The following is a 12,624-nucleotide window of genomic DNA, read 5'->3' on the forward strand; positions in this document are numbered from 1 at the left end:
TAGCACGTGGTAGCGTCAAGAATCTTGTGTAAATGAAATGCCTTCGTACATATAATATGTATCTAACTTAAATAAATGATGCTTCCAAGGTGTCCTGGAGTCCTTTGAACCCTCGGTGGATCCGCTTCAGAGACTTCTCGTTATAAACATTAAACTGAGAAACCAGGAAGCGATCCAGTGAATCTTCCGTTGGAAATTGTTCTTTGTGGTGGGTGGTGCGCTTGAGATGCTTATTAAAGTTCTCAATCAGGTTAGTGGAGTATAGTGATTGCCGGATAGCTGGTGGAAAGTCCATGAAAGTGAGTAAATTCGGCATTTTAAGCAGATCTTTGATTAATTTGGGATAGGTCTGATGCCAGTTGTTGGCGAACTCATTCAGTTTCAGTTCGGCTGCTTCACGGTTGGCGGCCCGATGAACTTGTTTAAAGTCACTGATCACGGCCTTGCGGTCTTTTACGCGAACTTTGTTCATCAGATTCCGCCCAACATGAACCAGGCAACATTGTCGTTTGGCTTTAGGGAAATGCCGATTCAAGCCTTCATCCAAACCAACTAACCCATCGGCCACAAACAACAGCACATCTTTAACGCCCTGCTTGATCAAGGTTCCCAGCAGTTCAGTCCAGATTCCAGTCGATTCCGTTGGCGCCACTTGGTAGTTCAGCACTTCTTTCGTACCATCTGGACGAATGCCAATCGCAATATGAACGGCTTCTTTTTGAACGGTATCCCGCTTTAACGGCAAGTAAGTGGCATCTAAGAAGATGGCCGCATATTGTGAAGCCAGTCGACGTTGCTGGAAAGCTTGAACCTGTTCATTGACGGCTTTAGTCATGTTGGAAACCGTGGCTTTGGAGTAGTGAGCACCGTACATTTTCTCAATGAGTTCGGCAATTTCAGCAGTGGTAATTCCCTTGGTATACAACTGAATGACCGTTGTTTCTAAATTATCACTGTGCCGACCGTAGGCTGGCAAGGTATGATTTTCAAACCGGCCATTGCGATCTCGAGGAATGGTTAAGTTAAGTTGGCCGTACTTCGTATCAAACGAGCGCTCATAACTGCCGTTGCGGTTATTACCAGTGTTAATCCCAGCGTATGAGTAGCGTTCGTAACCCAAAAACTCTGCCAATTCGGTTTGAAGCAGCTGGTTAATCGCAATTTCGAGGTGGTGACGAAAAACTTCGTCCAAATCTTGCTTTTGGGCTAGTGCAGGGATAATTTCTGTGGTAGGTTCATTCATGGGGAATGCCTCCTGTGATGTTTTCTGTGATTACTAAATATCATAAGGGAAGGCATTCCCTATTTCTATACAATTCAGAAATCTTTTATGCATTTACACAAGATATTTTACGCTCTCCTCATTAAAACAGATAAAAATAAGCGACCATTAATGATCGCCATTAGTCCTATTATTTGGGTATTAACTACTACTAATATTTTAAAAACTTACTTGCCGATAAGTTCGCACGGAATGTTTACTTTAGTAACAGCAATTTTAGTATTTATAAGTTGTATTTGGTTCTTTGTTTATTTTTGGAGAGTTAATCGACAGCAAAAATAGATTCTTATCAAAAAGACCTTAATTTGAACGATATTGTTCAAGTTAAGGTCTTTTTTGATTAATTGGCTAGGTTTTTACTAAATAATACCGGCAGCCATATGCTTATTCATTTCACTGTCACTTAAAGTCTTCTTTGTAAATCCTAATATCAAGGCTGTAATAACTGTACCTATTAAAATACACCCGATATATAGCAATGGTTTATTACATGCAACTGGAATAACAAAGATTCCACCATGAGGAGCTTGTAAAGTGATACCCAACATCATACTTAGAGCCCCACCAATTGCTCCACCTATTATATTAGCTGGAATTGTTCTCAATGGATCAGCAGCTGCAAAAGGAATTGCTCCTTCAGTAATAAAGCATGCACCCAATATCCAGTTAGCCTTACCTGCTTCTCTTTCTTGATTAGTAAATTTATTCTTAAACAATAAAGTAGCTAAAGCAATTCCTAGTGGTGGAACCATACCACCGACCATCAAAGCTGCTGATGGCCCATATATCTTTGAAGCAAACATTGCAAGTCCGAAAGCTGATGCAGTCTTATTAATAGGACCGCCCATATCAGAAGACATCATTCCTGCTAAAATTGCTCCCATTACAAATGCGCTAGAACCATTCATTGATTTTAGCCATGTCGTTAAGAATTCATTAAAATTGGACATTGGCGTATTTAAAATGAAGAACATTACAAAACCAACAACAAATGTTGCTAACAAAGGAATTAATAGTACTGAAATCAACCCCTGATAAGTATGAGGTATATTCTTAGTCTTCTTAGTAATCAATTTTGTTATATATCCACCTAAGAATCCAGCCAACATACCTCCTAGGAATCCGGAACCACCATTCATGGCCATCATCCCACCAATCATACCTGGTGCAAGTCCTGGTTTATCAGCAATACTCCATGAAATATACGCAGCTAGAACAGGAACGTATAACTTAAACGCAGCATTTCCTCCCATTTCATTAAAGAAGGCTGCCCAAATATTATATTGATCGCTCTTTGGATCACTGGCATAAATACCAAACATAAATGAAATAGCAATAAATATACCACCAACTACAACGAATGGAATCATATAAGAAACACCACTCATAATGTGCGTATAAAAGGCCCTAGCAAAACTACTTCCTTTTTCTTCTATTTCTTCATTCTTCTTCTCTACTTTAACTTTTTTTACATCATTACTGTATCCAGTTCCTAAAGACAAAGCTTCATCTACTACGTCCTTTGGTTTATCAATAGCTTTTTTAACCGGAACATCTACAAATTCTTTATCCTTAAACACACTTGTATCAACTTTAACATCATGTGCCACAACAATTGCATCAGCTTTTGCAATATCTTCCGCGGTTAATTCATTTTCTATTCCAGTTGACCCATTAGTTTGAATCTTATATTTCATACCACGTTTTTTGGCTTCATTTTCCAATGACTCGGCTGCCATATACGTATGAGCAATACCCGTCATACAGGCTGAAATTCCAATTAAATATTTACCACTGTTTTTAGTAGCTGTCTTTAAGTCTTCTTCATTAGACTTTATCTCATCCTGATCAATAAGATCTTTATAAATTTCATCAACAGTCATTGCTGTTAATAATTTAGCCCGAAATTTTTCATCCATTAAAAAAGTCGATATGGTTGATAACATTCGTAAATGTTCATCATTAGAATCGCTCGGTGCTGCAATCATAAATACTAAATTAACAATCTCATTTCCCCATTTAATTCCATTGAGGTTCTTTAAAATGACAACTGTGGCTTTTTCTACGCCGTTTGACTTGCCATGAGGTATAGCAACTCCATATCCAACTGCAGTCGATATTTCCTTTTCTCTTTTATTAACGGCAGCTTGAAAAGATGCTACATCAGAAACATATCCATTTTTTCCAAGCATTGTGGTCATCTTATCAATGGCCTCTTGCTTATTCATAGATGCATTAGAAATAATGATATTCTTTTTATCAATCACATCTTTAACATTCATAATTTTCTCCTTTTAATTCAAATATCTATTTATTTGAAATATAAACTGGCCTTTCCTGTTGAATTAAATAAATCCATCTTGTATTCAACAAGTTCTTGAGCTGCTTTACGTGCACTAGGCATTAGTACATTAGGTTCATAATCATCCGGTTGATCGCTCAATGTTTTACGTAATTGTTTAAAGAATGCTGTTTTCATATCAGTGGAAAGGTTAATTTTAGCAACACCATGTTGATATGTTTTTCTGATTTCTTCATCTTTATTATCTGATCCACCATGTAAAACTAAAGGAATGTCTACTGCTTCGTGAATTTTTTCCAACAAATCAATTCTCAACTCCGGCTTTTCAACGTGTGCATAATGACCATGGCGTGTTCCAATTGCTACAGCTAAGGTATCCACTCCAGTTGCTTCAACAAATTTCTTTGCATCTTCTGGATCTGTATAAAGGATCTTATTGACACCATTACTATCTACTGACAACTCATTACTTCCAATCGTACCCAATTCTGCTTCTACAGATACTCCTACGGCATGAGCTGCTTCAACACATTTTTTAGTTATTGCTATATTTTCATCCCATGGTTTAGCTGATGCATCAATCATTACTGAACTATAACCATTTTGAATTCCCTTCAAAATATCTTGATATGTAGCACCATGATCTACATGAATAGCCATAGGAATTCTAGTACGATTTACAGCCTGTCTGACATACGCTACAAAATCATCGCCAACAAAACTTAATTCATCCGGATGAATTTGAATAATTGCAGGAGCATTTTTCTTCTCAGCAGCATTAATAATAGCTTCTACAAATTCACTATTTGAAACGTTATATGAACCTACTGCAAACTTGTTTTTATATGCAACGTCTAGTAAATCAACCATATTCATTAACATATTTAATAACCTCTTTCTTCATTCCATGTTTTTATAAATTTTTCTTTATTTTTTGTTTTTAATAACTTTTGAACCGTTTCCAAATTATTGGTATGCACATAAACATCTCTAAAAAATCCTTTGTTTACTTCTAATTCTTTCGATGGAATATATACAATAATCAATCGAACTTTTTGGTTTTCCCAAAGAATATCTGTTTTATTTATTCCAACAATTACCTTGGGATCATAAGAGAATTTAGTTAAAAATGGATGAGGTAAAGCAGTAAAATTACCCACATCAGTACTAGACATAGATTCTCTTTCTTTAAAATTTATAAATAAATTAGAATACCCCGATAAATCTAAAAGCTTTTCTATTGCAGCCAAATTTGAAGTTTCATTTATCTGATAATAATCAACATCGTTTATTAAGTTTGAAGTTCCTATCGTTGAAATAAATTGCTGAACATTTTGAATATCAGCACTACTAAAATTTCTTGAAATGTGTATTAATTTATCATTTTTACCGCAGTTCTCATTTGTATTTTCATTAATTGTCGTTAAAACCAAATCAAATTCATCAAAATCACTCTTATTAAATTCATGATCTATTTGCTTAACTTGGATATTTTGGAAAAACATTTCTACTTTATTTTTAATTAACTTTGTTTCAATTTGTTTATTGTTAACGATTAATAAAGCTTTCAACGTATCTTTCTTTTCATCATTCAAAACTAACTGAATATGTATGGATAAATACGCTATCTCAGGTTCTGGTATTGTTAAATCCAAATGTTTTTCCAAATCATCATAAATAAAACTGGATATAGAGTAAGCAAAAATATACTCATGTTTTAATTCTGTAAAGTAAGGATTAAATATAGGAATTTTTTCTTTTATTGGGTTCAATAATCTCGCTATATGATTCACTATTTGATTCCTATATTTTTCATTAGAATAAACAGGAATATTAAAATATTTTTCTGCTCTAAACAGCGTGTCTTCAATGAGAGAAATCATTTTTTCATCATTCAAGATAATTTCTGGATTAGTGATATCCAATGGCAATGCCAAAAGATAATACGTTAAACTTAATAATTCTTCTTTAGTACAATCATTTCCTAAGTTATTTATTAAGTCGTATGCTAATTTATATTCCGAAAACCCATCGACTGTCTTCTCATATACCGAAAGTCGTTTAACAAAATTATTATTGTCCATTCTATAATTCATAATAATCATATGAATTATCAATTTTACGTAAGTCCAATAATCCATAGTACAATTATTCTTTGTCAAAGTACTTTCAACATTTCTTATAATCTTTGATATATCATCCATATTTACCATTTCATCAAAAAAGCTATATATCTGATAAGATAAATTTTCTTTTGAAAAAATTTTAATAGGCATCAATTCTTCTAACAGCAATCTTTTGGACTCCTCATTACCTACCAATCTGACACCTGTAAATATTTTGGATTCAAAGTTAAGTTCAATATCAAGTTTTTTTATTCTCATAAATAGTTTTTGGATTTTGTTTCGAATACTCTCACCTGAATATGAAAGTTTATCTGCAATTACATCAATCTGAGTATATTCATCACTATTTGTAAGTAACAAAGCAATCCGAAATAATATCTGATCATCAGTATTTGGATCATTAGATCCTATGCTACTTGAATCATATTTTCCTTTATTGATTTTGTAGCCTTTTTCTGTAGAAACGATTAATTTATCATCTTTAAAAGTTCCATTAACTTTAGCTACATAATTTCTTATGCTCCTTTCCGTTACTCCAACCAAATCTGATAGTTGCTTATTAGTTATAAAACCCTTTTGTTGTAGCAATACATCTAGCATTTTATTAATATTCTTATTCATAATATTTTCCTATCTGCTTTATTAATAAGAATCATTGCCTATCAACAATTCCTATTATATTTTGCTTGTCAGCGCTTACAAAAGCATACTTATTTCCTACCTGTAGGAAAGTTACATCTACCTATCATAATAAATATATCTTTAATACTTTATTTGGTAGCGTCAAGAATCTTGTGTAAATGAAATGCCTTCGTACATATAATATGTATCTAACTTAAATAAATGATGCTTCCAAGGTGTCCTGGAGTCCTTTGAACCCTCAGTGGATCCGCTTCAGAGACTTCTCGTTATAAACATTAAACTGAGAAACCAGGAAGCGATCCAGTGAATCTTCCGTTGGAAATTGTTCTTTGTGGTGGGTGGTGCGCTTGAGATGCTTATTAAAGTTCTCAATCAGGTTAGTGGAGTATAGTGATTGCCGGATAGCTGGTGGAAAGTCCATGAAAGTGAGTAAATTCGGCATTTTAAGCAGATCTTTGATTAATTTGGGATAGGTCTGATGCCAGTTGTTGGCGAACTCATTCAGTTTCAGTTCGGCTGCTTCACGGTTGGCGGCCCGATGAACTTGTTTAAAGTCACTGATCACGGCCTTGCGGTCTTTTACGCGAACTTTGTTCATCAGATTCCGCCCAACATGAACCAGGCAACGTTGTCGTTTGGCTTTAGGGAAATGCCGATTCAAGCCTTCATCCAAACCAACTAACCCATCGGCCACAAACAACAGCACATCTTTAACGCCCTGCTTGATCAAGGTTCCCAGCAGTTCAGTCCAGATTCCAGTCGATTCCGTTGACGCCACTTGGTAGTTCAGCACTTCTTTCGTACCATCTGGACGAATGCCAATCGCAATATGAACGGCTTCTTTTTGAACGGTATCCCGCTTTAACGGCAAGTAAGTGGCATCTAAGAAGATGGCCGCATATTGTGAAGCCAGTCGACGTTGTTGGAAAGCTTGAACCTGTTCATTGACGGCTTTAGTCATGTTGGAAACCGTGGCTTTGGAGTAACGTCTTTTAAAGCCGCTAACTGTCGATCTAAATGTTGCTCCTTGGAACTCACACGCGCATAACCGATTTTAGCCATTTCCAGTTCTCATTTTGGACAGTTCTAATGAACACTTGTAATTCCTAGTATAGCACAGAAATAAAAAAGACCAATAGGGTATACCCTATTGGCCTTTTTTGACCCATTATCAATGGCTTTTTAAATTAGGGCCTAGTACTTTTGGAATGGAAATACTTTCCAACACCAAAAATTCTAGACCCAAATAAATTTACCTACGGGTTATTTATCAATTAACTTTGATAGATAATAACCAACTACAAATCCTAAAGTATTAGCAAGCACGTCATTTATATCTACCCAACGATGTGTTATTGCCAAATTGTCTGTTATAAATTGAATAAATTCGATAGTGAATCCAATAAGGATTCCAGTTGTAATCACATGAGAAATTTTGAATTTGGGAGAGAATAAAATATAGGTAAATATTCCTAAGGGACAAGTCATAATGATGTTTAGCCAGAATCCTAATTGATCTAATTCTTGAAAGGGAATGTAAGCAACTGGTGCCTTACCAATCATCATAAAGCTAATAGCTTGATTTTACGCTCTCATTTATTCTATTCAATTATTTATAAATATTTGAATTAACTTTTTTATTGAATAAAAACACTTATCTTACTAAGATAAGTGTTTAGTCCAGTATAAACAAAAAAAGAAGCGCTCAATTATTTCTAAATATTTTTTTTAAAAATAAAACAATATATTTATACCCAGTAGTTTTCGAATAAAAAACACTAAAAAATACTACCATAAAAAAAATCATTATCAATGAATTCAAAAAAGCAATAAATAAATTAGATTGAAACATAAATTGATCTAAATACAAAATAGTCTTTGAAATCACAAAAACAACAAGTATCACAAATACGCTATTCAACGCATAATTAAAAACATAGAATCGCAAATACTTTTTTTTGAATCCAAATCCGAGTCGAAAGAGCAATAAAGGTTCCCACCAAGAATTCAGGAATAAGTTTGTCAAAATGGTTCCTAATAGAACTCCTCGAATCCCAAGATGAAAAACTAATAATAATGACAATGATAATACGAAATTTAAAATAGCCTCAATCACCGACTTCTTACCATTTGGAACAAATAATCCATAAGCACTAATAAAAGTGATTGAACTTTGTCGCAATTGATCAAAAAAATAATTGAGAACAACGATAACAACAACAGGTAACGACAAAACGTAACTCTTCCCAGCCCAAAATTTAATAAATGGATTGAGTGACACATAGAGACACCCCGCTGAAATAGAAACAATAAAAAAGTTAATCATAAAATGGGCTGAATATACTTGAAAAGCCTTTTTCTGATTATTCTCAACAATTAAATTACCCACACTAGCTGTCACCGAGCTAATCAGCTTTGACAGAATATTACTGATACTCGTTACAATCAGCAAATAATTAGAATATATTCCAACTACTGTGATGCCCATAAAGGCCGAAAGTAACAAATTATCAGTTGAACGCACCACAATACTACCAATTTTAGAACCAACCATACCTGCAATGTTATTTCGTAAATGATGAATTTCGTTACGATTGACCTTCAAATTCTTATTTTTATTAAGATATGGATAAAGCCTGTCTACTTTACGTGATATTGTAAAATTTGATAATACTGTACAAATAATTGCAACCCATAAATAATATGCATATGAATGAAAAAGAAATAGAACAGTTACTTGTAATACAACTTGCACTGCAGTATATTTCAGCTGATTAAGCGCACTTATGTATTCTTTTTGATCAGCAATCAGAAGCGATCTTTTATACGTGAAAAAATAGCTAACAACTGAATTAGTCAAATACAACACAAAATAATAAGTTACGCTATTTAGTGAGCTATAATCTTTGATGAGCACAGGCAGAATTGGAATCATAACCATTCCTGCAACGGCTATTATAATGCCGATCGCGTCATATGCTTTTTTAAACAAATTCATTAACGCACTAACAGATTCCTCATCATTTTTGGCAAGTGGACCATATAGAGAAAAAACAATCGCACTTCCAACACCAAGTTCAGCAAATGAAAGCACACTCAGCACATTTGTAAAAAGCCCGTTCAACCCTAAAAATTCTTTGCCTAAATACTTGATAAAGATTGTCTGTGTAATAAATTTTACTAGAATTGTAAATATTTGAACTAATGTCAAAATGGACGAATTAAGTATTGTACTCCTCGATCTACTAGCTTTCACAATTTACTCCTTTAATTATCAACAAAAGTGATTGGTATATTATCATTATTCTAACCAATTTTAATGGTCCGGTGCACAGCTTTACTGTGGACCGTGGCACTGAGTTTAGTGGGCTAGTATCACTTGAATCACAATATGGTATTAAGACCTATTACTGCCATGCTTATACTCCAGCTGAACGTGGTAGTAATGAACGCTTTAATCGGAATTTACGTTATTTTTATCCTAAAGGGACTCGTTTTGAGCACATTAGTGCTCAAGATTTAACGACGACGTTACTCCAAATTAACCAGCGACCGCTTAAAATACTCGACTGGCAAACACCGTATCAGGTTATGCTGACAAATTTGTCCAAAAATTCGGATTAAATTTGCAATCTACCTTATTCATAAATATAGCTCCAATCATTTAAAATATTTGTTATTAAAAATTTAACATTACGTGTTTAAATAAGGCTATTAATAGTGAAAAGTAAGAAAAAATAGTTTATTGATTTTTAAATTAATATTCGAACGGAGACTTATATGGAAATTTAGTATCCAAGATATTTTTAATTGAGTTGACATTTGCAGAATAATTCACACTATTTTTATCATTTATGCATAAAGTCATGCTTTTACTATTCAATAAATCTTTACTCAGCAAATCTATATCATTAATTGTATAAAAATGTCCATTTATTTTAGAACAAGGTTCGAATAGCCCCTGTTCTAACTGATAATACCTAACTAACCATTGAGTAACATCCTCATCGCTTCTAAATTTATGTGTTAGTGTTTTATGGATTTCGCGATGCCATATTTTTTTAGCACTCACAAAATTACTTTTTAGATATGGCTGAGGAAGATGGGGGTCGTAATAAGCCGATATTTTATGCTTAGTCAACATAAAAAGCGAATTTATTAAGGGCTTAAAACTTCTAACCCTAAAAATTCCTTTATATGTTTTAGGCCATTTCTTAATCCATAAATTTAGTACATATATATCATTAAAAATGCTTTTATCAAATTCTTCAATTGGCATAAATGGTCTGTAAGCTCTGAAGTCTCTTGGTAAAGAGTTCTTAAAGAAAAAATCAGGAGATATTCTATGATTCAACAGCATATCATCATTAAAAAGTACAAACTCTTCACTTAAATCATTAATGTTGCTAATTGACCATTCAATGGCATTCGAATTAAATGACGGAAGATATTTCGAATCTATAATATCTTTGTGGTCAATCAATGTCACTTTATCATTACTTTTATTCAACCATTTTGGAATCTGAGAATCTGTTATTAAATATATTTTGTTTACCCAAGGAGCATAAAGATATATAGATCTAAATAAATATTTTAACGTTCCGTAATCTCTATATCGTTGTATTCCTGTATTGTCACTTGTCAGTAAATCATCTTCATTACTTCTATATTTTGATCTTTTGGCTCTCCATTTAAAATCATCCGAATCAACCCAGGTAATAACAAAATCTATTTTATCCATACATCTCGACCTCTAAACTATTAAAATCTATTATCCAAAATATTTGTTTTATAATTTATTAATTTTTATATTTTTTTAAAAGTTGTACATATTGAGCAATTAAAAATAAGGAGCAATGATGAATGTCAAAACATTCAAATTTCTTTTTATCAATGATCCTATTACAATTTGTAGTAATAATGTTCATCTCAGATACCCAACTATAAAAATTATTTTTTGGCAAAAATTATGTCGAATTTAATAATTTTGGGTAGCGTCAAGAATCTTGTGTAAATGAAATGCCTTCGTACATATAATATGTATCTAACTTAAATAAATGATGCTTCCAAGGTGTCCTGGAGTCCTTTGAACCCTCGGTGGATCCGCTTCAGAGACTTCTCGTTATAAACATTAAACTGAGAAACCAGGAAGCGATCCAGTGAATCTTCCGTTGGAAATTGTTCTTTGTGGTGGGTGGTGCGCTTGAGATGCTTATTAAAGTTCTCAATCAGGTTAGTGGAGTATAGTGATTGCCGGATAGCTGGTGGAAAGTCCATGAAAGTGAGTAAATTCGGCATTTTAAGCAGATCTTTGATTAATTTGGGATAGGTCTGATGCCAGTTGTTGGCGAACTCATTCAGTTTCAGTTCGGCTGCTTCACGGTTGGCGGCCCGATGAACTTGTTTAAAGTCACTGATCACGGCCTTGCGGTCTTTTACGCGAACTTTGTTCATCAGATTCCGCCCAACATGAACCAGGCAACGTTGTCGTTTGGCTTTAGAAGCTGTCTAAAATCTCTTAAGTAATAGTGCTAAAAACGCTAAAACGACCATTTGCAGACTGGTGGTTAATTGACGCTCACAATTTTTCCAAAGTCGCCGACAATTCTCTAGCCAACTAAAAGATCGTTCGACTACCCAACTTTGGGGCATGACTTCGAATCGATGCAACTCATTGCGCTTCGCAACCTGCACGGTTGCGTTTAAATTACTGGCTACATCGAGCTGAAAATTAACGCCTGAATAACCACCATCAACTAAGACATTTTGAACCTGGCGTAAATGCATGGCATGTAAAGCGATCATTGCACTGGCCCCGTCTCGATCAGAGACGTTCGCTCGCGTCATGTGAATGGCCTGCGGAAAGCCATTGATATCAACTGCCAGATGGCGCTTAATCCCCGAGATTTTCTTACCAGCGTCGTAACCTTTGTTTTCAGCAGTAGCGGTGTTTTTGACGCTCTGAGCGTCAACGATAATAAAGGAAGTTAAAGCTGAACGTCCTTGGTAAGTTCGCCGAGCAATGACAATTTTTTTAAAACTTGTTCCAATAAAGAATCAGCTGTAGGCTCAGCTTTAGTTGACCAAATTTTGTAATAGTTGTAAACTGACCGCCATTCTGGGAAATCACCGGGGACTTGACGCCATTGGCAACCGGTTTTCAAGACATATAGGACCGCACAGAAGACCTCGTAGAGGTCATATTTTCGAGGCTTAGTTCGCTTACGAAAATTTTCTAAAGCTGGTCGAATTAATTCAAATTATTGCCGAGT

The 12,624-nt window shown here is 34.4% G+C and carries 8 protein-coding genes and 4 pseudogenes; 1 reads left to right on the plus strand and 11 read right to left on the minus strand.

Annotation, left to right across the window (positions count from 1 at the left end; all coding sequences use genetic code 11):
- Positions 1–67: 67 nt before the first annotated feature.
- From KH893_RS09880 to KH893_RS09915, 8 genes and pseudogenes are all read right to left on the minus strand, one after another.
- Positions 68–1,243, minus strand: a complete 1,176-nt coding sequence (locus KH893_RS09880) for an IS256 family transposase (RefSeq protein ID WP_281165974.1) — start codon at positions 1,241–1,243, stop codon at positions 68–70.
- Between the two features lie 398 nt (positions 1,244–1,641).
- Complete coding sequence (locus KH893_RS09885; protein ID WP_281165975.1) at positions 1,642–3,564, minus strand: PTS fructose transporter subunit IIABC; 1,923 nt, start codon at positions 3,562–3,564, stop codon at positions 1,642–1,644.
- 29 nt (positions 3,565–3,593) lie between these two features.
- On the minus strand, positions 3,594–4,466 hold the full coding sequence (locus KH893_RS09890; RefSeq protein ID WP_119326722.1) for a ketose-bisphosphate aldolase: 873 nt from the start codon (positions 4,464–4,466) through the stop codon (positions 3,594–3,596).
- A 2-nt stretch (positions 4,467–4,468) separates the two neighbouring features.
- Positions 4,469–6,331, minus strand: a complete 1,863-nt coding sequence (locus KH893_RS09895; protein ID WP_281165976.1) for a BglG family transcription antiterminator — start codon at positions 6,329–6,331, stop codon at positions 4,469–4,471.
- 259 nt (positions 6,332–6,590) lie between these two features.
- A pseudogene (locus KH893_RS09900) lies at positions 6,591–7,337 on the minus strand (IS256 family transposase); the annotation flags it as partial.
- A pseudogene (locus tag KH893_RS09905) lies at positions 7,337–7,414 on the minus strand (recombinase family protein); the annotation flags it as partial. The pseudogenes KH893_RS09900 and KH893_RS09905, both read right to left, overlap by 1 nt.
- A gap of 201 nt (positions 7,415–7,615) precedes the next feature.
- Positions 7,616–7,918 carry a VanZ family protein gene (locus tag KH893_RS09910; RefSeq protein WP_032490715.1) on the minus strand — a complete coding sequence of 101 codons (303 nt, stop codon included), beginning with the start codon at positions 7,916–7,918 and terminating at the stop codon, positions 7,616–7,618.
- 139 nt (positions 7,919–8,057) lie between these two features.
- Positions 8,058–9,608, minus strand: a complete 1,551-nt coding sequence (locus tag KH893_RS09915) for a lipopolysaccharide biosynthesis protein (RefSeq protein WP_281165977.1) — start codon at positions 9,606–9,608, stop codon at positions 8,058–8,060.
- A 50-nt stretch (positions 9,609–9,658) separates the two neighbouring features.
- On the opposite strand from KH893_RS09915, the pseudogene KH893_RS09920 reads away from it, so the two are divergent.
- Positions 9,659–9,976 (plus strand): annotated as a pseudogene (locus KH893_RS09920) (IS30 family transposase); the annotation flags it as partial.
- Positions 9,977–10,109: 133 nt separating this feature from the next.
- Here KH893_RS09920 and KH893_RS09925 read toward each other — a convergent pair.
- The 3 genes and pseudogenes from KH893_RS09925 to KH893_RS09935 form a co-directional block, all read right to left on the minus strand.
- Positions 10,110–11,093, minus strand: a complete 984-nt coding sequence (locus KH893_RS09925) for a Stealth CR1 domain-containing protein (protein WP_281165978.1) — start codon at positions 11,091–11,093, stop codon at positions 10,110–10,112.
- Between the two features lie 308 nt (positions 11,094–11,401).
- Positions 11,402–11,851: pseudogene (locus tag KH893_RS09930) on the minus strand (transposase); the annotation flags it as partial.
- A gap of 9 nt (positions 11,852–11,860) precedes the next feature.
- Positions 11,861–12,603 (minus strand): IS5 family transposase gene (locus KH893_RS09935; RefSeq protein WP_281165993.1). Its coding sequence is split into 2 segments (ribosomal slippage): positions 11,861–12,390 and positions 12,390–12,603, totalling 744 coding nucleotides; the frame shifts between segments, so codons are not numbered across the junction.
- Between the last annotated feature and the right edge of the window lie 21 nt (positions 12,604–12,624).

This window comes from Liquorilactobacillus sicerae, from assembly GCF_029916425.1.
Lineage (GTDB): Bacteria > Bacillota > Bacilli > Lactobacillales > Lactobacillaceae > Liquorilactobacillus > Liquorilactobacillus sicerae.